General features: G+C 46.2%; 25 protein-coding genes. 9 read left to right on the top strand and 16 right to left on the bottom strand.

Features of this window, described 5'->3' with window-relative positions; genetic code table 11:
• Nucleotides 1-21: 21 nt before the first annotated feature.
• A complete protein-coding gene (locus tag ADU22_RS16530; RefSeq protein ID WP_231687899.1) occupies nucleotides 22-633 on the top strand; it encodes a polysaccharide deacetylase family protein in 612 nt (203 codons plus the stop codon).
• 34 nt (nucleotides 634-667) lie between these two features.
• Here ADU22_RS16530 and crcB (ADU22_RS16525) read toward each other — a convergent pair whose 3' ends face one another.
• The 6 genes from crcB (ADU22_RS16525) to ADU22_RS16500 form a co-directional block, all read right to left on the bottom strand.
• Nucleotides 668-1027, bottom strand: a complete 360-nt coding sequence (gene crcB, locus ADU22_RS16525) for a fluoride efflux transporter CrcB (protein ID WP_053363142.1) — start codon at nucleotides 1025-1027, stop codon at nucleotides 668-670.
• The gene (gene crcB, locus ADU22_RS16520) at nucleotides 1024-1404 is read right to left on the bottom strand and encodes a fluoride efflux transporter CrcB (protein WP_053363141.1); all 381 of its coding nucleotides are present in this window, start codon (nucleotides 1402-1404) and stop codon (nucleotides 1024-1026) included. Before crcB (ADU22_RS16520) ends, crcB (ADU22_RS16525) begins: the two co-directional genes overlap by 4 nt.
• A gap of 4 nt (nucleotides 1405-1408) precedes the next feature.
• Nucleotides 1409-2101, bottom strand: a complete 693-nt coding sequence (locus ADU22_RS16515) for a Type 1 glutamine amidotransferase-like domain-containing protein (protein WP_053363140.1) — start codon at nucleotides 2099-2101, stop codon at nucleotides 1409-1411.
• A 65-nt stretch (nucleotides 2102-2166) separates the two neighbouring features.
• A complete protein-coding gene (locus ADU22_RS16510; protein ID WP_053363139.1) occupies nucleotides 2167-3408 on the bottom strand; it encodes a cysteine desulfurase-like protein in 1242 nt (413 codons plus the stop codon).
• A gap of 168 nt (nucleotides 3409-3576) precedes the next feature.
• Nucleotides 3577-4254 carry a lysozyme family protein gene (locus tag ADU22_RS16505; RefSeq protein ID WP_053363138.1) on the bottom strand — a complete coding sequence of 226 codons (678 nt, stop codon included), beginning with the start codon at nucleotides 4252-4254 and terminating at the stop codon, nucleotides 3577-3579.
• A gap of 225 nt (nucleotides 4255-4479) precedes the next feature.
• The gene (locus tag ADU22_RS16500) at nucleotides 4480-4983 is read right to left on the bottom strand and encodes a DUF421 domain-containing protein (protein WP_053363137.1); all 504 of its coding nucleotides are present in this window, start codon (nucleotides 4981-4983) and stop codon (nucleotides 4480-4482) included.
• Nucleotides 4984-5190: 207 nt separating this feature from the next.
• On the opposite strand from ADU22_RS16500, the gene ADU22_RS16495 reads away from it, so the two are divergent.
• Nucleotides 5191-5376 (top strand): hypothetical protein, encoded by a 186-nt coding sequence (locus ADU22_RS16495; RefSeq protein ID WP_053363136.1) that lies wholly within the window; start codon nucleotides 5191-5193, stop codon nucleotides 5374-5376.
• Between the two features lie 130 nt (nucleotides 5377-5506).
• Here ADU22_RS16495 and ADU22_RS16490 read toward each other — a convergent pair whose 3' ends face one another.
• Together ADU22_RS16490 and ADU22_RS16485 are read right to left on the bottom strand one after the other, a co-directional pair.
• Nucleotides 5507-7999 (bottom strand): cytochrome P450, encoded by a 2493-nt coding sequence (locus ADU22_RS16490; RefSeq protein ID WP_053363135.1) that lies wholly within the window; start codon nucleotides 7997-7999, stop codon nucleotides 5507-5509.
• A gap of 49 nt (nucleotides 8000-8048) precedes the next feature.
• Nucleotides 8049-8639 (bottom strand): TetR/AcrR family transcriptional regulator, encoded by a 591-nt coding sequence (locus ADU22_RS16485; RefSeq protein ID WP_053363134.1) that lies wholly within the window; start codon nucleotides 8637-8639, stop codon nucleotides 8049-8051.
• A gap of 230 nt (nucleotides 8640-8869) precedes the next feature.
• On the opposite strand from ADU22_RS16485, the gene ADU22_RS16480 reads away from it, so the two are divergent.
• On the top strand, nucleotides 8870-9112 hold the full coding sequence (locus ADU22_RS16480; protein ID WP_053363133.1) for a DUF2164 domain-containing protein: 243 nt from the start codon (nucleotides 8870-8872) through the stop codon (nucleotides 9110-9112).
• 460 nt (nucleotides 9113-9572) lie between these two features.
• Here the strand turns inward: ADU22_RS16480 and cysI are convergent, their stop codons facing one another.
• The 3 genes from cysI to msrA form a co-directional block, all read right to left on the bottom strand.
• The gene (gene cysI, locus ADU22_RS16470; RefSeq protein ID WP_053363131.1) at nucleotides 9573-11294 is read right to left on the bottom strand and encodes an assimilatory sulfite reductase (NADPH) hemoprotein subunit; all 1722 of its coding nucleotides are present in this window, start codon (nucleotides 11292-11294) and stop codon (nucleotides 9573-9575) included.
• 28 nt (nucleotides 11295-11322) lie between these two features.
• Nucleotides 11323-13143, bottom strand: a complete 1821-nt coding sequence (locus ADU22_RS16465) for an assimilatory sulfite reductase (NADPH) flavoprotein subunit (protein WP_053363130.1) — start codon at nucleotides 13141-13143, stop codon at nucleotides 11323-11325.
• A 169-nt stretch (nucleotides 13144-13312) separates the two neighbouring features.
• Nucleotides 13313-14269 carry a peptide-methionine (S)-S-oxide reductase MsrA gene (gene msrA / locus ADU22_RS16460; protein ID WP_053363129.1) on the bottom strand — a complete coding sequence of 319 codons (957 nt, stop codon included), beginning with the start codon at nucleotides 14267-14269 and terminating at the stop codon, nucleotides 13313-13315.
• 220 nt (nucleotides 14270-14489) lie between these two features.
• On the opposite strand from msrA, the gene ADU22_RS16455 reads away from it, so the two are divergent.
• The gene (locus ADU22_RS16455) at nucleotides 14490-15329 is read left to right on the top strand and encodes an STAS domain-containing protein (RefSeq protein ID WP_053363128.1); all 840 of its coding nucleotides are present in this window, start codon (nucleotides 14490-14492) and stop codon (nucleotides 15327-15329) included.
• Nucleotides 15330-15404: 75 nt separating this feature from the next.
• Here the strand turns inward: ADU22_RS16455 and ADU22_RS16450 are convergent, their stop codons facing one another.
• The gene (locus ADU22_RS16450; protein WP_053363127.1) at nucleotides 15405-15665 is read right to left on the bottom strand and encodes a hypothetical protein; all 261 of its coding nucleotides are present in this window, start codon (nucleotides 15663-15665) and stop codon (nucleotides 15405-15407) included.
• A 125-nt stretch (nucleotides 15666-15790) separates the two neighbouring features.
• Here ADU22_RS16450 and ADU22_RS16445 point away from each other — a divergent pair, with 125 nt between their 5' ends.
• On the top strand, nucleotides 15791-16519 hold the full coding sequence (locus ADU22_RS16445; RefSeq protein ID WP_053363126.1) for a hypothetical protein: 729 nt from the start codon (nucleotides 15791-15793) through the stop codon (nucleotides 16517-16519).
• Between the two features lie 45 nt (nucleotides 16520-16564).
• On the opposite strand, the gene ADU22_RS16440 is transcribed toward ADU22_RS16445, so the two are convergent.
• Genes ADU22_RS16440 through ADU22_RS16430 form a run of 3 tightly spaced genes read right to left on the bottom strand, consistent with a single transcriptional unit; the run spans nucleotide 16565 to nucleotide 18213 of the window.
• Nucleotides 16565-17614, bottom strand: coding sequence for an alcohol dehydrogenase catalytic domain-containing protein (locus ADU22_RS16440; protein ID WP_053363125.1), 1050 nt, complete (start codon nucleotides 17612-17614; stop codon nucleotides 16565-16567).
• A 14-nt stretch (nucleotides 17615-17628) separates the two neighbouring features.
• Complete coding sequence (locus tag ADU22_RS16435; RefSeq protein WP_053363124.1) at nucleotides 17629-17988, bottom strand: spore coat protein; 360 nt, start codon at nucleotides 17986-17988, stop codon at nucleotides 17629-17631.
• Between the two features lie 15 nt (nucleotides 17989-18003).
• Nucleotides 18004-18213, bottom strand: a complete 210-nt coding sequence (locus tag ADU22_RS16430; protein WP_053363123.1) for a hypothetical protein — start codon at nucleotides 18211-18213, stop codon at nucleotides 18004-18006.
• Between the two features lie 139 nt (nucleotides 18214-18352).
• On the opposite strand from ADU22_RS16430, the gene ADU22_RS16425 reads away from it, so the two are divergent.
• The 3 genes from ADU22_RS16425 (at nucleotide 18353) to ADU22_RS16415 (ending at nucleotide 19219) form a co-directional block, all read left to right on the top strand.
• A complete protein-coding gene (locus ADU22_RS16425; protein ID WP_053363122.1) occupies nucleotides 18353-18631 on the top strand; it encodes a hypothetical protein in 279 nt (92 codons plus the stop codon).
• Nucleotides 18628-18933 (top strand): spore coat protein, encoded by a 306-nt coding sequence (locus ADU22_RS16420; RefSeq protein WP_053363121.1) that lies wholly within the window; start codon nucleotides 18628-18630, stop codon nucleotides 18931-18933. The genes ADU22_RS16425 and ADU22_RS16420 overlap by 4 nt, the downstream gene beginning before the upstream one ends.
• 91 nt (nucleotides 18934-19024) lie before the next feature.
• Nucleotides 19025-19219, top strand: coding sequence for an H-type small acid-soluble spore protein (locus ADU22_RS16415; protein ID WP_053363120.1), 195 nt, complete (start codon nucleotides 19025-19027; stop codon nucleotides 19217-19219).
• Nucleotides 19220-19737: 518 nt separating this feature from the next.
• Here the strand turns inward: ADU22_RS16415 and ADU22_RS16410 are convergent.
• A complete protein-coding gene (locus ADU22_RS16410) occupies nucleotides 19738-20178 on the bottom strand; it encodes a DMT family transporter (protein WP_197280075.1) in 441 nt (146 codons plus the stop codon).
• A 171-nt stretch (nucleotides 20179-20349) separates the two neighbouring features.
• Between ADU22_RS16410 and ADU22_RS16405 the strand changes: the two genes are divergently transcribed.
• Complete coding sequence (locus ADU22_RS16405; RefSeq protein WP_053363119.1) at nucleotides 20350-20841, top strand: DUF6803 family protein; 492 nt, start codon at nucleotides 20350-20352, stop codon at nucleotides 20839-20841.
• The last annotated feature ends 7 nt before the right edge of the window (nucleotides 20842-20848 follow it).

Raw genomic sequence — 20848 nt, 5'->3', positions numbered from 1 at the left:
TATATGCAAAAAAGCCCATGAGTGGTCGACAGTTCGAGGGTCGTGTACCACTCCATGAATGAACAGGTCATAACAACCAAAAAAAATCCAAAAACGAAGTCGGTCGTCCTGACTTTCGATGATGGCCCCGGAAGAGTGCTTCCCTCTCTCCTCGACATACTGTCGAAAGAAAAGGTCCCTGCCACATTTTTTTGGCAATCGCGACTGCTATTCCAACAGCGTCCATGGAAAAGGGTATTGGATGATGGGCATCAAATTGGTACACATTCAACAAAGCATGTAAATCTTGCCAAGCTTTCTTTTAATGAACAGTACGCTGACATTGCTGGCAGTGTCGAGAAAATGGAGAGCATTACAGGAATGGAAATTACCTACTTCCGCCCTCCATTCGGACAATACAATAACGATACACTGGCTGTCGCCGAAACTCTTAACCTCATTCCCGTCATGTGGAAAATTTCCTCCATGGACTGGGAACTTAAAAACAATCCGGAACAAATCGTTGAAAATGTTGTCCAACATCTTGAGGACGGGGCAATTATCCTGCTTCACGAACTTCCGCAGACACTCGAGGCCTTGCCAAATCTGATAAGGGAAATCAGGGCCCGCGGATATCAATTCACAAATCTTTAAACAAAAAAAGCAGGGGGCTCCCTGCTTTTTTTACTTATAGGTATAGCCCAAGGCCAGCTGCCAACAGTCCCAGGACGACGGTGAAAACGATATAAAATGCTGCCATAAGCCATTTTTTTGCCTTCAGAAGTTCTAATGCTTCATAGCCAAAGGTCGACATGGTCGTATATGCCCCGCAGAACCCTATCCCAAGGAAAAACCAAATCCAGGCCGGAAGGGAATTTTCCATTTGAAACTTCAGCAGCATACCTAGCAAATAAGACCCAGTCATATTGATGATAAAGGTACCAAGAGGAAAAGAACCAAGTCTACTATAGTGTTTTTTGACAAAGACACCTAGAAAGTACCGAACGGCAGCACCGAGGGAGCCGCCAAGTCCAACCAGCCAAATCATCCTGTTTTCCCCTTTAGGCCATTTCCGTCAGCCGCCATATACCCAAGGAAGGAAAAAACGATTCCCATCCCGATACTTAATATTATGTACAGCAAGGCTTCAGCCAGCGATTCTCCAGCCAGGACAGCTGTTTCAGTGGCAAAAGTCGAAAAAGTCGTAAACGATCCAGTAAACCCTGTGCCAATCATTAATGCTGTTTCTGCTTTGATTGTCCCCCTTTTGCTTGCATATGTTAGAAACCAGCCCAGAAAAAAGCAGCCAGCCAGATTGACCAGCAGTGTCCCAAACGGGAAACTTCCCACAGAAATCCATTCTCCCAGGACATAACGGCAAATGGACCCGACGAAACCTCCGGCCATTATATATAACGCGTTCATATTGCTACCCACCCAAATATTCTGTCTCAAGCTCCCGCTCGAATATCTTTCCATCATACCAAACTTCGTACGCTTTGGCATTAGGACGCGAGCTGACGATTTTGCTTCTCCCTTCGTCGATATAGTGTACGGCTGCCCCGTCATCTGCCGCGATTCCGCCCCGGATTTGTGAGAACACAAGCCTGTGGTAAGCAGGCCGTCTTTCAGTTTCGCCATCGTAGTGGGGGCAATGGCTTCCTCTCAAAAAACCAAGACCGATAATGGGCTCCAATTGATCTCCGTAAGAATCGGTCACACCTTCCTCAAACCAGCAAAGAGATCCGGCACTCAMCCCTGCCAATATAATGCCTTGTTCCCAGGCCTTCCTGAGAATGGCGTCCACTCCCCATTCCCGCCAAAGCGCAAGCATGTTTTTCGTATTTCCTCCTCCGACATACAAAATATCCTTCTGCAGCAAAAAGCTTTCCAGGTCACGGGAAGGGGGTCTGAACAAAGAGAAATGCGATGGCTCGCATTCCTGCTTTTCAAAAAAAGCATAAAATTTGGAAATATAGCCCTCGGCATCACCGCTGGCTGTAGGAATAAAGCAAATTTTGGGCTTAGGTTTTAGGGACTGCTTCAATATGTACTGATCCAGCAGGGGGTTTTCCGGCTCCATCGAAAAACCGCCTCCGCCCATCGCAATGATTTGCTTCATATCGTTCTCCTGCCTTTAATGGTTTGTTTTTATTCAACCAGGACAGCTGGCGCCATCCCGGTCACTTATCTGTTTATGGGATGCTTCATTATTATCTTAACTGCGCTTACAAACTTCTCTGACTCTTCAACGGTATTATACGGAGCCATGCCAGCCCGAATCCATCCGCCGCTATCCATCACATCCAGACGCTGAGCCAGCGTCGTCGCGTAAAAATGGCCGTCTGCCACGAAAATGCCATGTTCCTCCGCCATCCGCCTACAAAAATCGGATGGCAGGATTCCTTCCGCCTGAAAGGCAATGGTTGGCGTTTTAGGGACCTCTGATGCTGCCTGATAGACTCTGATTCCAGGTATGTTCCCAAGTCCTTCACGAATGAGATGGGCCAGCTTGTTCTCATGCTTTTCAATAGCCTGATAGCCCGAAAGAATTCTTTTCCGTCTGGTATCTCCGCTGCCAAGGTTTTCTATAAATTCAATGGCCGGCTTGACGGCCGAAATGGCTGAAAAATTTTGCGTTCCTGTTTCAAGCTTGTCGGGATTATAATCAGGTGCAGGCTCTAGTTTATATGGCCTTAGGGTAGCAAACAGCTCTTTGCGGATAACCGCAATTCCCACATGTGGCCCGAAAAATTTGTAAGCCGAACAAAGCAGAATATCTGCCCCCAGCTTTTCCCGGTCAACTGCAAAATGCGGAACTGCATGGACGGCGTCCATTGCAACAAGCGCTCCAAATAATTTGGCACGCTGGACAATTTTATCCACAGCTGGTATCGTGCCAATTGCATTGGAAGCAAGAGTGACAGCGACAAGAACGGTTTTTTCATTGATCACGGCATCCAGATTCGTCATGTCCAGTGTCAGGGTTTCAGGATTGACTCTTAGCCAGCGAACTTTTACTCCTTTTTCCATGGCAGCCGAAAGCCATGGATCCACATTGCAGCGGTGATCCAATTCAGAAAGGACAATCTCGTCTCCCTCCTGCCAATCCCTGCTCAGCGAACGGGCTATGGCAAAAGCCAGCGATGTAGAGTTTTGCCCAAAAGCTACCTCTTCTGCCCTTGCTCCCAGCAGGTCGGCAACAATCTCCCTCGATTGCTGGATATACTCCTCCGTTTCACGGCTGCTAGGAAATTGGCCATGAAGGTTAGCTCCTCCATTGCTCATATACCTAACAATCGCGTCAATTGATCCCTGTACCACCTGCGATCCCCCAGGTCCATCAAAATAGACAGCACCCCTGCCAATATAGGTCCGGCCCAGTGCCGGGAACTTGGCCCTTATCTGGTGGATTGGATACAAAGCCATATCATTGCCCCCTTTTTAGAAAAATACTTCATGTAAACTATTCTCATTGAAAATAGCAAATCCCTTTAATTCTTTCATTTTTTTCCTGCATACCCCATTATCAAATAAAAACAGTGCCTGCATAATAACACGGCACTGTTTTTTACTTGGGATTCTTAATCCATTTATCTAGAATGAACTCTCCTCTGTTTTTATCCCTGCATTGACAGCCTGGGTAGACCCGATTCTTTCCATATGACCTGCCACCTTTGTGCTATAACTGAAGTCACCATAGCAATATGGATAGCGAAAATTGCTTTTGTCGCCGCCACAGTTATAGATTTCGGGGTTTTTGTTTACCTGGATCATGGAAAACTGCTTGGCCAGTTCCTCGCTGTGCCTGCCGCCTCTTTCTGCAACAAAGTCAATGTATCCCAGTCCCATATTGTAAGCTTGGACAATAGCTGGAAAATCAACTTGCTTTTCATGCCCGCGCGCAACCGCCCTCTGGAAATGTTTCACGCCGTATTTGATGCTAAGTTCAGGATCTTGGATGGAATTGGGTGCCATACCGGCCGATTCCGATGATTGCATTGGATCACCGCCCCTACCCTTGCTTTCCTGATGCATAACAGCTGCCAGCAGCACCGTATGCTCTTCCAATCCCACGCTGCGCAGTTCCCTTTCCAAAAGAGGCGTATATTTCGCCACCTGGCCAAACTCATCGGTTTGAGCCGGCCCTATCTCCAACTGATGCCGGTTATATAACTCTATAAAATTATCAAATAATACAAAAAAGAAAAAAGCCGCGAACGCAAGCATCGCTACTGTAAAATTCCTTTGAACCTGTTTCGTCTTGCCTTTCATTCTGTTTGTCCTTTCATATTCGAATAAAAAAAATAAATGAACAAGATTTATTTTACCATAAACCCTCAAAGCTGAGTCATGGGGATCTTGCAATTAGGTCCATTATACCGATGTAGCAGGATTGGTCAGCGGCAAAGAACCAAAACATTGAATGTGACAAAAACAAACGCCCGCTTCAATAGCTTTTGAAGCGGACGTTTTGCTTTAAGAGTCTCCAGCCCAGATTCACCTAAATTGCTTGATAGCATCTTCTTCACCTGTATCTGTGTCCTTTATAACACTCAGACTGCCATCCGTTTCAAGAATGACCGCTTTTACCTGCTGCATTGACGCCAACCCCTGTGAGCGTACAGCCTGGAGAATCTCCTGTTTTTTTACCCTTTCTTTATCCATATTCTTTTTTATATACTCTCCATCAAGAAATAATACGGTTGGATTCGACTTAATCAGCTTGCTGACAGTATCTGATGCCACGGAGCTCTTGGTTATAACATACTGCAGCATGATCAACACAAAAAAGGCCGTAAGTCCCTGAGACAGGGAAACCTTTTTGTCCAGTAGAATGGTCGCCAATGTCGAACCAATTGATACGGTGATTACAAGGTCAAAAGCATTCAGCTTTGAAAGCGTGCGTTTTCCGGAAATCCTTAAAAACAATACCAAACCTAAATAGGCAAGGCTTCCTACAACTAAAATTCTTCCTATGCTGTTCCAATCAAATGAGAACATGTGGCCCCCCAAAAATTGTTTTTTACAGTCTGTTCCCCTTCATCTTTTAACTAAACAAAACATGTGCTTTTTATGGTACTATTTATCTACAAAAATTGCTGAGAAATGTAGAAAAGTTTTTTACATTAATTGCAGGAAAAACCCCAAGCTTTTAAAAATAAGTTAGTAGAAGTGTCCAGCTAATAAGTGGAAAGGTGGTAAAAAATAATGGCCACGGAATTGAATCTTCAACAGCTTGTGGAAATACTGCCAAAGTCCTTATTGAATGCGTCTGACCGAGATTTGGAAGGCTTCCAGAAAATCATTGAAGAAACCGTTAAACTTAGAGAAGGACACCGAAATCTGCAGCGGATGATTAAAAGCTTCTCCACCTCGACCATCCAGCGCAGTTAATAAGACCAATACCTATGGAAAGGCTCGGCCGCCTTTCCTTTTTGTTTTTCCCTATCTAATACCACCTGTTAAAAATCAATGCTTTTCAGCTTCAAAAAAATGCAGCCAGCAAAATTGCCGGCTGAACGTCTTACACCACACATAAATTTTCTTTATTAATCACATTGTATAACTTTTCCTCAATTGGAACAGACAGGGCAACAAACTCCTCAAACGACAGTTCACAGGCTTCGTACTTTTCCACTAAGTCCAGCATTGTCACTTGGTTGGCGGCAACGCGGGATTCATAGACCCCATCCTGAATCATTTCCTCCAACTCACGTTTATGCGGCGGACAGACAGTAAGGCTCGCAAGCCGGGCTATTTGCTGCTTTGTGGCAGGACGCTTCAAGTCAAGACTCTGCCTGATAAGATCGTAAAGATTCAGCGTTGTTTCCAGCGGCAGATGCTTCAACCTGACTCCATGAGCTCTCAGGATGGCCGATGCATTGCCATTCAATCTAAAGCGCTTTAGGACGCGGATGACATCTTCTGGTGTGTTTTCAGAAACAATGGAAACATGGTGTACATCTCCCTCTGAAAGGACTTTTTCGAGCTCCTTTCCATCCAGCTGACGAACATTTTCCTTAGCCTCATGTCCAACAGGACTTCCCTCCACAAACCCAATGCTCAACGCTTTAGGTGATACGGCCTCACCGCCTTGCCACTCGAGGCCAAAGCTGCCAACCGCGTCCTTTATGATCTGCTTCTTCCATATTTCAAGCTGGCTTTCAAACCCACCGCTGGCATCTCCTTCACCCCGAACGGAAAAGCGTTCTGCGCCAAGCTTGCCCAGCAGCCCGTCGATATGAGCCGGCACACTCTGGTACGTGCTTGCCCAGTTTCTGTCGCCGCACCCAAACACAGCAAACTTTACCCCATTTAGTTCCCCCGGTCCGAGCTCATCAAGCCACTTCACAAACTTTCGGGCATTTTTAGGAGGCTTTCCATTATAGGAAGATGTGACAATCAGGACGGCTCCATTGCTTGGAATTTGGCCCACTTTGCTATCAAGAGAGGCCGCTTCACTTGAAATTCCCATCTCACTTGCCCTGTCAGCCAAATCTCTCGCGATGCCCTCTGCCGTTCCCATGTTGCTGCCATAAAGAACCAGGAGGGGAGTGTGATCGGCTCCCTTGAATTTGATGCGGCTTTTTTCATTTTCCTCTACTGTTTTCTGACTAGCTGAAACAGGAAGCATTTCGAGGCTGTTTTGGTTCCGCAAATGGACACTCATTGTAAAATTGTCAGGCTTTAAGGTCATCGTTTGTTTTATTTTCAGCTCATAATTAGTGTGATCAACCAATTGAAAATGTTTTAGTATCATGCCAATCAGCAAAGTCGCTTCATGCAAAGCAAATTGCATCCCTATGCACGCCCGCTGGCCATTGCCAAAAGGCTTAAAGGCATCATGAGGCACTTTGCTTGGATCGGCAAACCGCTCGGGACGGAATTCTTCAGCATCCTCTCCCCACGCTTCCTTGTCCCGATGAAGCTCGGGAAGGAGCACAACTACATTTTGACGCTTTTTAATAGGATATTGGTTTCCGAGAACCATATCCTCCTTTGCATAAAGGGTGAATTGCGGAGCTGTAGGATACAGCCTTAGTGACTCATTTAAAATCATTTTGATGTATTTAAGTTCCAACACCTGCTTGAATGTGGGGACAGGCCCGCTTAAGACGGAATCCACCTCTTCGTAGGCCTTCTTCAGTACTTCCGGATGCTTCAGCAGAAAGTAAAGGGCAAAAGACAATAATCCGCTTGTGGTTTCGTGCCCCGCAATGAGGAAAGTGATGATCTGGTAGCGGATGTTTTGGTCATCCAGCTGTTCGCCTGTCTGTGGATCTTTTGCACTCAGCATTCTGGCCAGCAGGTCTGTTTCCCCCTGATCGCCCCTAGCCCTACGATCGGCTATCAGTTTGTCAACCAGTGCAAACATTTCCTTTATGTCGCGTTCGAACTGTTTCTTTTTCGAGAACATCAGCTTGGTTTGAATTGGCATGCGCGTGCTTTGCTGCATCGCCTCATCCAAGGAGCGTACCATGTTCAGAATGAATGGATGATGGCCCACGCGGTAGAAACTGTTGAACCTGTAGTTGAATCCACATAAGCCAATTGTATCAAGTGTAAGCTTGGTCATATCATCTGCGACATCAATGCTCTCGCCAGGATTTAGTCGTGCCCATTTCTGCACAAGCTGGAGGGCAATATCCACCATCATGGAATGGTAGCCCTTCATGGCCTGCTGGCTGAAGGAAGGAACCAATATGTTATGCGCCTTTTGCCAATTAGGCTCCTGTGTCTTGCCGGTAAACAAACCATCTCCCGCAAAAGCCCGGACAAAACTTAAGCCCCCTGCAAGACTTTTATCAAACTTGCTGTCATCACAAACCTCAGCTGCCCACTTTTGGCTGCTAATGAAAATGGTCGAAAATCCTCCGAAAAACTCAAATCGGTAAATGGGTCCCAATTCTCTTGCGAATTTGCAGAATGACAGTGTGGGTGCCTCCTTATCAAGCAAGGGCACATTTCCAAGCGGCCCATACTTTTTCGGCTGAGGCATCATCTTCAGGTTTTCCATACAAAATCTCCCCCAAAACTTCTTTATATGTTAGCGGTTTACCGCATAATTATTGCGTATTTTCCTCTTGTTCTTCCTGATGGCCAGCAATCCCATATAAAAGAAAATGAGCCATTTCCTCGGCCATATCCCCTCCCGGATTGCCAGGCTGATTCTGCCCCTGGATTTTTTGATAGTTGAGGACCGACCAGATCGCACTTGTGATTCCTAGTTCATAAATAAGTGTTTTTTGCGGAGATAAATCTCCCTTGCGAAATTTTCTTATCAGCTGCTCCATTCTTCGGTCCTTTATGTACACTTGCTCCAGGAACAGTTGCGCAATTTCAGGATGATGGAGTGATTCCTTGAAAAGGATGTTAAAGCTGTCAAGATTGTTTCGGACCAGGTCGACCCTTGCCGCTACAATTTCCTTGGCGGAAGGCTCCATGCTGCTTTCTTGTTTGACTGGCGCCGAGGGGGTAATGCAGGCAAGCAGAATTTCTTTTTTGCTTTTGAAATGCTTGTAAAGAGCCGCTTCCGACACGCCTACTCGCCTGGCGATTTCCGAGGTGGTTGCACCGTTGTACCCCCGCTCTGCAAACAACGCCCTCGCCTGGTCGATGATTTTTTCCTTTGTATCCATTTTTACTTTAGCAGTCATTAGTTCCACATTCTTTCCAGTTAGTGATTACTTACTAACAAATTTAAACTATTATGAAAATTATCACAATACGTATTCTTTAGCCAAATTTCGACATGCCTGATTAAAATTGTATTAGGAATTCAAACTATAAGTGGTCTGCCATAGATGCGGAATAAATACCAGCCTGTATTTTGGCAAGTATTCATACTATAGTGATTGTAGATTAGCTAAAGAGAGGTGTGTTTTAATTGTTTTATAAATTGTCAAAAGAGCAACAGCAGCGTATGATTTCCGATATTCAAACCTTCTTTTCGCAGGAAAGGGACGAGGAAATAACCGAGTTTGCCGCGGAAAGGGTTCTTGATTTCATTAAGGAATCACTTGCACCCCATTTCTACAATGCCGCCGTCCAGGATGCCAGGAATGTATTGGAACAGCAATATGCATCATTGGAGGATGAAATCCTCACCCTGGAGAGGCCTCTGAAATAGCTTTTAAGCTTCTGCTTTTTTTGAAAATGATAAGTGCATTAGATGATTCGGACTTGGAGCCTTCCTTTTTCCGGCTCCTGTCCGAATAAGGTGCTCTTTAGGACTTGGGGCCTTACTTTTTCTCGAATCATGTCCGAATACCGGGCTCTTTCGGACAACACACCCTGTTTTCCCTTCCGTCCTGTCCGAATACCCGCCTCTTTCGGACAACACTTCATGCTTTCTCCCCAATCCTGTCCGAATACCAGCCTCATTCGGACAACACACCACGCTTTCCCTCCAGACCTGTCCGAATGCCGCCCTCTTTCGGACAACACACCATGCTTTCCCTTCCGTCCTGTCCGAATACCAACCTGCTCAAACCAGGCCACTTCCCATCCCCACTAAAAAACCAGAATAAAAAAAGACTGCCGAGTTTCTCTGCAGTCTCATTCAGGATTTTCTTCCTGTCTTATTCTTATCAATCATGAAAATTAGTACCATCGGTGGTGGCTTTAATAATGCCAGCCCGAATGACGAAATCGCCAAAATGCTCTCCTGGCTGCCTTTCTTTCGCATAGCTCGGCAAAATAGAGCGGAGCTCCTTCAGAATCTCATCTTCGCCAATGTTTTCACGGTACATTTTGCTCAGGCGGGAGCCGTCAAAGGCAGCGCCAAGATACATATTATACTTGCCTGGCGCCTTCCCAATGAAGCCGATTTCTGCAAGTGCGTGGCGGGCGCAGCCATTCGGGCAGCCGGTCATGCGAATCGTGATTTCCTGTTGGCGAAGCCCGCTTTCATTAATGATTTCGTCAATCTTATCGATTAGCTTAGGCAGGTAGCGCTCTGCTTCGGCCATCGCCAGCCCGCAAGTCGGCAAGGCTACGCATGCGATAGAACTACGACGCAGAGCGGAATGCTGGCTGCCATCTCCAATGCCATATTGATCCAGTAAAGCAATGATCTGTTTCTTTTTTTGTGCGGACACATTGCCAATGATCAGGTTTTGGTTGGCCGTCAACCGGAAATCTCCATTATGGATTTTGGCAATTTCACGCAAGCCGGTCTTCAGCTTAAAGTGTTCGAAATCAGCCACCCTGCCGCCTTCAATGAACATGGTGAAATGCCATTTTCCTTTTAGTCCCTTCACCCAGCCATAGCGATCGCCATTGTGGTCGAAGTGATACGATCTCGCTTCCTCCAGATTCCAGCCAAGACGGCTTTCTAGCTCTGCTTTGACATTCTCCAAGCCCAATCGGTCCACCGTATACTTGAAACGGGCGTTTTTGCGGGAAGAACGGTTTCCATAGTCACGCTGAATCGTGATTACCTTTTCAGCCACATCATAAATCTGCTCTGGCGTGCAGAAGCCGATCACTTTAGCGAGCTGCGGATAGGTCTCCCTGTCGCCATGGCTCATTCCCATGCCGCCCCCAATTGCCACGTTGAAGCCAACCAGTCTGCCCTCCTCGACAATCGCAATGAAGCCAAGGTCCTGCGAAAACACATCCACATCATTTTCAGGCGGAACGGCGATCCCAATCTTGAATTTCCGGGGCAGGTACAGCGGACCGTACATTGGTTCGATTTCCTCATCCACTTCAGGCGATCCTGCTACTTTTTCCTCATCCAGCCAGATTTCATGATATGCCCTGGTACGAGGAAGTAAATCATCGCTCAGCTTCCTTGACCATTCGTAAACCTCGGAATGGATTTCCGATTGATGCGGATTCACTGTACACATGACATTCCGGTTAACATCACCGCAGGCAGCGATGGTGTCAAGCATAACATTATTAATGGCCTGGATTGTGTTCTTCATATTCCACTTCAGGATGCCGTGCATCTGGAATGTCTCGCGTGTTGTCAGTTTGAGCGTGCCATTCCCGTATTTGTCAGCCAGTTCATCCATGACAAGCCATTGCGAAGGTGTTGCCACTCCTCCTGGAAGCCGGACACGGAGCATAAATTGGTAGGCAGGCTCAAGCTTTTGCTTCTGGCGCTCATTGCGAAGGTCGCGATCGTCCTGCAAGTAACTGCCATGATGCTTCATCAAACGATTGTCATCATCTGGGATTCCCGCGCTGATCCGGTCGAGCATGACCTCCTTCAAGGTGCCCCGCAAGTAATTGCTTCGTTCTTTGATTCCTTCCACATCGCTTGGCGGTCCTTCTGGTGCTGTTAATTTTGGGTTCACCATGTTGAATTATAACTCCCTTCCATCCAAATCAATATACATCCCGCTGATAGCGTTTTTGCTGCTGCATTGCCGCAAGGTATTCTTCGGCCCTGTCAAGGCTCATGCCGCCTTCTGACGCAATAATTTCCAGCAGGGTATGATGCACATCATGGGCCATATTCTTTTCATCACCGCAAATATAGAAGGCTGCTCCTTCCTCAAGCCACTTGAAAAGCTCCTTGCTCTGCTCAAGCATACGATGCTGAACATAGACCTTTTCGGAAGTGTCCCTTGAAAAGGCTACGTCCATCCTTGTCAGCACACCCTCTTTGAGCCATTTTTGCCACTCAATCTGATAGAGGAAGTCGGTAACAAAGTGCTGGTCGCCAAAAAACATCCACGCTTTTCCTTCAACGCCGGATTCTTCCCGATCCTGCATGAACGCACGGAACGGCGCAACCCCCGTTCCCGGACCAACCATGATAACCGGTGTTTCCGGGTTTTCCGGCAGCTTAAAGTTGGGATTATGCTGCACATAAACCAACACAGTATCACCAGGCTCAAGGCGCTCGGCACACATGACCGAACAGACGCCGTTGCGATTCCTACCGTGGGCCTCATAGCGAACCGTACCGATTGTGAGATGGACCTCATCAGGATTCGCTTCAAAACTGCTGGCAATGGAATACAGGCGTGCCGGCATTTTACGGAGAATAGAAACAAGCTCCTGTGCCGAAAAAGACCAAGGGCCAAAATCACGAACCAGGTCAAGAAGATCCCGGCCCTCCATATAGGCTTTTTGGCCTTCCGAGCCTGGCGCAGCTAGCTCAAGCAGACGCTGGTTTTCTGTAAATTTTACTGCTTTTTCTAACAGAGGCTTGGTCAGGACGGTAATTTCAAAATAAGTGCTTAGGGCTTGCTTTAGCGACATGCCATCTCCCTGCTTGTTGACAATGACTGTTTCCTCCGGGTTAAAGGCAAGTTCCCCAATAAGCTCATGGACTAGTTCAGGGTCGTTTTCAGGGATTATACCAAGACTGTCGCCCGGCTTATAGCTTAGTCCCGATCCTTCAAGGGAGATTTCCAGATGACGGGTTTCCTTGTTGGAGCCCCTGCCATTCACGTTTATGTTTTCAAGCACTTCGGCCCGAAACGGATTTGTCCGTGAATACTCTACCTCTGTTGGCTGTGATACGGCTGCATGCTGCGTTGAAGCCCCAGCAGCAGATGCGGATTGACCATGGGTTTCCCCTAGGCTGGATAATACACCCTGCAGCCATTCGGCAGCCGGTTCATCATAATCCAGATCACAATCGAAACGTGGATACAATCTGGTTCCGCCAAGCTCTTCAAGCCTGGCATCAAATTGTTTTCCAGTCTCGCAGAAAAATTCGTAGGAACTGTCTCCTAATGCAAGGACCGAAAACTGAAGATTTTCAAGCTTTGGCGCACGCCTTCCATGCAGGAATTCATGGAACGCCAATGCATTGTCAGGCGGGTCACCCTCGCCGTGTGTGCTGACTACAATCAGCAGATTATTCAGTTTTTTAAGGTTGTTTGGCTTGAAATCATTCATCGACATGACCTCTGCCTTATAGCCGCTGGCTTCAAGCTTCTTGCCTGCGCCCTCCGCCAGGCGTTGCGCACTGCCTGTCTGGGAACCGTATAGAATGGTTACTTCTTTGGAGACTGGTTGCGGAGATGTTACGATTTGTTTCTGTTCTCCTGATGTTCCATTGGCCACCGCCTGCGAAGCGGCTAAATATCCGCTGAGCCAGACTTTCTGGGAGTCGCTCAAAGTCGGCAGCAAGCGGTTAAGGAGCTCTGTCTGCTCCTGATTAAACGGGCTGTTAATAACCTGAAGTTGCACTAAAATCCACCTCACAAGGAATCAAACAATTGTAATTTTTTCCTGATTAAAGAAAAAAATGATTACTATAATCATAATTTTACTATTCCTATAAGTCAAGTCGGTTTTATCTAAAATTTCCCTCTTTACGTAAAAAAGCACAAGCTTCCAAACTGGAAGCTTGTCGCGTTTAATAAAATAGCTTGGCGAAGTGCCCGTATCCCTCTTCCTCAAGCCTGTCTTTCGGAATAAACCGCATGGCTGCAGAGTTAATGCAATAACGGGCATGGTCCGGTCCGGGACCATCATCAAATACATGACCCAGATGGGAGTCGGATGTTTTGCTGCGTACCTCAATTCTCCTCATACCATAGGAAGTATCCAATTTTTCCTCCAGCTCGGATCGGCGCAGCGGCTTCGTAAAGCTTGGCCATCCGCATCCTGCATCATATTTATCCAATGAGCTGAATAGAGGTTCGCCGGTAATGATATCCACATAGATACCTTCCTCTTCATTGTTCCAGTACTCGTTCTCGAACGGGCGCTCTGTGGCATTGTTTCTCGTCACTTCATATTGAAGCGGTGTCAGCATCTCGCGAAGTTCCGCTTCACTTTTTGGCTGCTTCCAGTTTTCACGGATAAAACCCGCTCTTCCGGAACCCTCTTTATAAAGGTTGTAGTGAAATGAATTCTTCTTATAATAATCCTGATGCTTTTCTTCTGCTTCATAAAAAGTGGTCGCCGGCAAGATTTCCGTTACAATCGGCTTCTTAAACTTCCCGCTGGCAGCAAGCTTCGCTTTTGATTCCTCCGCCATTTTTCGTTGCTGTTCATTATGGTAAAAAATTGCTGTGCGATAGGAGAGTCCGCGGTCATTGAACTGGCCGCCCGGGTCGGTTGGATCAATCTGCTGCCAAAAAGTCTCCAGTAATTTTTCATACTTGTAAACAGCGGGGTCAAAGGTGATTTGCACAGCTTCATAATGGCCGGTTGTATCACTGCACACCTCTTCATAAGTAGGGTTTTCCTTATGGCCGCCTGTATAGCCTGACACCACTTTTAATATGCCTGGCTCCTCGTCAAACGGCTGGACCATGCACCAAAAACATCCTCCTGCAAAAGTTGCAACTTCTCTGTGTTCTGGCATATGTAGCCACTCCTTTCCTGGGTTGCTGGACAGCTTCAGTCCGTCGCTATTCTTCATTTTACTGAAAATTTGGTTGGTTGCAAAGCTACACATTACATGGTTGATAACCTGTTCTATATGTTAACATAGATATAGGAGTTTCCACTATGTACATAGAATAAACTGGTAAACAGGTAATCACTTTTGACTCATCATATCAAAGAACAAGGAGGATTTTTCTATGGACACTACTTTTGAACAGAATTCAGAAATTACCAGGCATATCCTGAATAATAAACAGAACTTTGAGAAAAAGCTGCTGTCTGAGGCTGTAAATGTAGCTGGGAAAATTCACGATATCCTGAGAGAAGGAAATATTGATCTTTTGAAAAATGCCCAGAAGCTGGTGGTATATATCCTTGAAAAACAGGAAGACAAACTGGCCGAGTTCGCAAAACAGGAGGGAATTTCCTGGGCGAAAAATTCACTGACGCTCTCTTTCAAGCTTGAATGGGTTCAGGCAATCCGAAGGACTTTATGGCATTTCCTTTATGAATATGACAAAAAAAGAAAACATGTGGACCAGCTTGATCAATTTTACAAACAAGAGAGAGACATCAATGATATGGTAGACAAATTTCTCAACGATTTTTTTCTTAATTATTCGAGTTATAAGGATGACCTTATTAAATCCCAGCGTAAGTTAGTTGAACACTTGTCCGTACCCATCATTCCTGTCAGTTCCTCCATTGCGGTCCTGCCGCTTATTGGCATGGTCGATGAGTACCGCATCAAAACGATTGAAGAAAAAGTTCTTACGGATGTGGCAAGATTAAAGATCCAGACCCTGATCATGGGCCTCTCGGGGATCGCCGATATGGAAATGGACATCATTGACCACCTTCAGAAAGTGTTGAGCGGAATTGCCATGATGGGATCCAAGGCGGTTATCACCGGCCTTCGTCCAGACCTTGTCCGCAAGATGGTCCATACAGGCATTTCCTTTACCAACAAGGCAGAGACCCGTGGAACCCTCCAGCAGACACTCCGGCAGTATTTGGAGTTGGAGCCAAAAGCCTAAAATATTAAACCGCCCGCGAATGCCAGGCGGTTTTTAGTTGCAGAACTTAATACTCATATTGTTTACATAACATTATTATTGATACCTAATTTGCACTTCCGCAAGCTCACTAGACAGCAGGGCCACTTCTTCTCCTGACAGCCGGACAAGCATCTGGTCAAACAGCGAAAGGATCTGTCCTCCCTCATGCCGGTGCTTTTCCAAATAGCTTAATACTTTTTGCATTTGCCCTTTGTTCAACGTTGTCTCTGTATAGTGGTGTTTGATTCTCTGAAGGACAAATTCATTCGTACTGCCGTCGAATTCCCCGGCGATCATCTTTCCTTCGTACAGCATGCTGCAACACTCACTTTCTAGTCTTATTCCACTTTTTTAAAAATGTGCAAGGCGAGCATATCCCCGTCCCTTAACTAGTTTGTTTATGAGCAAAGCGGCTAAATAAAGGGGAAGGAGGATGAAATATGTCTGATTATGTCAGCTTAGTGTTTGCGCTAGGATTTGTGCTCATTCATTTAACATCAAAGTACATGAAGTTTTTGGACGATGTTCCACGCAGCCGTTTTTTGTCGGCTGCCGGCGGAGTTGCTGTTGCTTATGTTTTCATGCATCTTTTGCCCGAACTCAACCATTATCAGCAAAAGATGGGTGAAATTTTGGAGAAAGGCTTGGATCTCGAACATCAGGCATACCTCATTGCCATGACTGGCCTGGCCGTCTTTTACGGCCTGGAAAAGATGGTAAAAGTATCAAAGAAGAACGGTGAAAGCGATCATGCAAGCCCAGGTGTTTTTTGGATTCATATATTCTCATTTTTTATCTATAACGCGATTATCGGCTATTTGCTTGTTAGGGGATATGACCGGACCCTTTGGAGCCTGTTTTTCTATTTTGTCGCTCTGTCGGTCCATTTCTTAACCAATGACCACAGCCTTAGGCAGAGCCACAACAAGCTGTATGACCGTTGGGGGAGGTGGCTGCTGGCAAGCGGAGTATTATTGGGCTGGACAGTTGGCGCCTTGACCGCAGTTCATGAGCTGGTAGTCTCTAGCCTCTTTGCCTTTCTTGCCGGCGGGGTCATCCTGAACGTTCTTAAGGAAGAGCTTCCGGAAGAGCGGGAAAGCAGTTTCTCCGCCTTTGCCCTTGGGCTGGTGGGATACACTCTTCTCCTGTTTTTAAGCTCGGTATTCTGATCCGGATCCCTTAAACAGCCCTTCCCGCTAAAGATGGGCTGTTTTTCATGGTCTGAGAACGACCTTGATACAGTTATCAGTAGGTGTATTGAAAACCTCGTAGCCATGCTTCGCCTGATCCAGCGGCAGTACATGTGTGATGATGTCGGCCATGTCGACCTTTTCTTGTTTAGCGAGATCATAAAGAAATGGCATATACGGAATGACCGGGGCTTGTCCCATATTAAGGTCGCCATTCCTTTGGAAAAGGTCTCCAAGCGGGAATGAATTGTAACGCCCTCCATAATCACCTGTAACCTGTATCGTGCCTGCCTTTCGAACCGCCTGGCTGGCCATGACCAAAGCCCCCATCGCACCGCCCTGCAGTTTAAGACCTGTAGCCAGAAATTCAAGGGGAGTGAATTTACCGTCCATTCCAACGGCATCGATGACAATATCCGCTCCCCCCTGGTTGAGCTCCTTAATGTACTCTCCTGTGTTCTCATGCTGCTCAAAATTAATGGTTTCAACTTTGTTCGTCCGCTTAGCGTGCTCCAGCCGATAATCAACTACCGTTTCGCCCCCCTTAACACCAGCATGGTCCACACTCCAGAAGGCAGTCGGGGCTGCATCTGCCAGCAGTGCCAATTTTTCGTCTTCCATTTCACAATCGTCCGGCAGCTTGAAGGGAGTAAAATTGCCATAAGGGACCCTCATATATTCTGCCTGGCCGCCAGCAATGCCGCCATTACTTTCGGAATAGCCCATGAACCCGCCGATTTCCCCATGCGGGTTGGAATTGTCACACTGGCTCGTAAGGTCGTGGCTGCAATACCAGCAATTCCCGCAAGCAGCATTGAATGGGATAATCACCCTGTCGCCTTTTTTCAATTTGGTCACATTCGCCCCCACTTCCTCAACAATCCCCATTGGTTCATGGCCAATGACAAAATCGGTAGGAGTATTGGGAATCATCGCATGAATCAAATGCAAATCCGAGCCGCAAATGGCCGAGGAGGTGACCTTGATAATGATGTCATCTTTGTTTTTTATGACCGGGTCCTTTACTTCCCTGACCTCGACATTTTTAATCCGCTGGTAGGTAACAGCTTTCACTCGTTTTCCCTCCTTTACTCATTCCTTGTGGCAAACATGCCTCTTCTGTCCGTATCCTGCGGGAACAGGTTCATTCCAGCGATTTGGACGGCTGTTTCCGCTGCCTTTAAGTCAACCTGGAACTGGGTCTCAAAATCACTTGGGTTGAGCCAGCTTTTTTTAATCATCAACTCGGCAATTTCACCATGCAAATCAATAGCCTCTTCCATTTGCCTTATTAAAGTCTTCCGCAGCTCGGGGTTCGCTGTTTCGGTCAGAGCAAACCCATAGTTGCGGATGCCGTTTTTGACGGTCAGCAGAAAATCCATTGCAAATGCTGAATCAGCCAAATTAGGCATACCCTCCGCGTTCCTGGGATCAAGGTAATCCTTCATGGTTTGCACCTCCGGTTAATGCAGAATTTCGTTCTGTTTGTAAAAACTCACCAACTCATTGACAGCCTTTATCGATTGTTGCACATCCTTTTCCATCAGCGCTTTCAGGTCATTGTCAAAGCAAAGGGCTTGCATCAATTTGGAGCGCAGCAAACAAATCGTTTTAAAATTGAGGATCTCATGTGTTTCCATTGTCTCGTGCAAAGCCAGTGTCTCTTTCTCCATGAGCACACCTCCCATTTTCATTTAACAAGGATATCTTCTCCTTCAACTGCCAGCTTTTATGCGGATTAAGGTGAGATGAATAATAAAAGGAGGGAGCTGAAAACATAAGAAGGCAAAACTGCAATAATGGAGGGAGTATATGATAAAGTATTTGGGGTTGCATGAGACCCTCGATGTCCATGAACTGGTAACGTTTAAAAACCTCACTGTCACGAAGTCGGCTACGATGAGCAAACTGGTACAAGATCCTGAATTGAAGGCCATCCTCGACAAAGAAGCGGTCACAGGTACTAGACATATAAGGAACCTGCAGCATTTCCTGACGAAAAAAAGAGCCCATATAACGGCGGCTGGCGGTACAACACAGGAACAATTGCTTGAATCAGCCTATAACCGCCAGGAGGAACAGCTAAAATGAACCAGTTGATTCAAAACCTAATGGGTATGGGCGGCTTGACGGACCAGGTCATCGCAACTGATTTCCTTATCTCTGCCAAATCGGGAGTGCGCAACTATGCTGTTGCCGTCACTGAAGCCGCAACACCCGAACTACGTGCTGAACTTCGTGAACAGCTGAGGGCCGCAATTGCTACACACGAAAAAATCACCAATTATATGGTGGCAAAAGGCTTTTACCATCCTCATAATTTGGAAGAACAGCTAAAAGTGGATCTGACGGCTACCGAAACGGTGATGAACCTGACAGATAAAATGCAGTAAGGAAGCCCTTTTACTCGAGCATCATGATGCGATTCTTCTTTTACCTGCTTCTTTCACAGAACAGGATATAAGGAAAAAGGGGGGATAAACGATGGACCTGAATAGGTTAAAAGAGATTTTATCTTCCGATGAGGAAATTCATGTAAATTTTCATGGAGTACCCGTCTGGATTGAAAGCATCGATGGAACGTCAAGCATGGCGGTGATCTCTGAACGAGGGGCACATGACCATTCCCGCCTTGTGTCGATCGACGGCTTGGAAGAAGGCCGCAGCACAGCGCGATAATGTTAAAACAACCCGTCTGGTTCTTCATTAATGGGTTCTCCCTTAAGCCGCCAAACAGGAAAGTGCAGTACAAAATGGGGTGAGAAATAGCAAGTATTTTCTCACCCTATTTTCTTTGACAAATTAATAAATAAAATCACAATCTAAATCACTTATAAAACGATTGGCAAATATTATTCCCCTGTGATTAAAATAAACGGAATAATTCTGGTTAAATTGGGATATACGGATATTTCCCTTTAGATAAAGGAAGTTTTTCCGTTTATACTGATCCTAGTCCTTCGTTTTAGCCTTATATAGAGCTATCAACCGGAATCTCTCMGCTTATTTCTGCTTTTTAAGCCTCGAAATTTACATTAGCCGGAAATTCTCCGCTTATGAATTGGCAAACTGCCCTTTGGTATCCCTTTACGAATGACCATGCTTTTACGTAAGTGTTTTAACTTGTTTTTCCACTCTTTGCACCCAAAAAAAGCACCCGCATGATGTTCCATCTGCGAGTGCTTATTAAAATGTATTCATTTCATGTTAAACACGTAGATAGCCCCAAGCATGACCACCAAGGCAATGCTCTTCTGCATGTCGAGCGGAAACCTTTGACCGCCGAACAAGCCAAAATGGTCGATGAGGGATCCCATCAGCAGCTGCCCTACAATCACGGCCATGAGGGCTGAGGCAACGCCAATCTTAGGGACCACTAGAACCATGACAACCACAAAAAAGGCTCCCAGCAGGCCGCCCGTCAGCTGGAATTTTGGCACTTCCGAAAATGCCAGAAGGCTCCCTTTCCCTGCGAACAGCACCAGGAAGAACAGGGCAGCTGTGCCTATTAGAAAAGACAGGAAAGCCCCCTCGATTGTTCCAACTTTCCTCCCTAATCCCCCGTTAACCACAGCCTGGATTCCCATCGCAATTCCCCCTGCCAGAGCCAGCAGGGAATACATTAACAACTTCAACATTTCCAGCTCCCTTTTTGTAAACCACAGTTTAAATCTTGTCCTGTTTTGTCCATTTTATGTTTTTGGCCGAACTGCCCTTTCCCGACAAATTTTCTTCTTATTTTCTGCATTATTTCTGCTAACTTTAAGGCTAATCTGTTCCTGTAAATATAAAATAAGGAGCAATGAAAAATGAACATGACACATTACATGGAACTTTTAGCGGTCAACCAGCCTTGGAATCTGCTCATCTTTATGGCTGTTCCGGTCATACTGGCAGAAACAATAGCGATAACAGAGCTGGCAATCCTGTTTACACGCAACCTCCATGGCACCCTGCGAAAATTGAATAAAATTTGCAGTATCATTGCCGGTCTATATTTTACCGTTATTTTCATCTATCTTTTCCAGACTGCTGTCATTCCTCTTACCGCCAATGGGGAATGGCGAGGCATCATTGATATGATCGCAGTCGGATTCTACCTGGCAGGCATTGTTCCGCTCCTCGGCATGGCCCTTCTCGATATGAACCTGATTTGGAGGAACCGGACTGCGGAAGAAAAGCTCAAAATACACGCCATCTTTGTAGGAATGTTTTTAATTGTTGCCCATGTAGCCATGATCTTTGGGATGCTGGATCCTTCCCTTGGCAGCGGCGGTACCAGTGGGCATTCTCATATGTAGGGAAACC

The organism is Bacillus sp. FJAT-27251, from assembly GCF_001273925.1.
GTDB lineage: Bacteria > Bacillota > Bacilli > Bacillales > Cytobacillaceae > Mesobacillus_B.
Note: the sequence above shows the minus strand (reverse complement) of the source record. Positions and strands in the feature narration are given on the sequence as shown.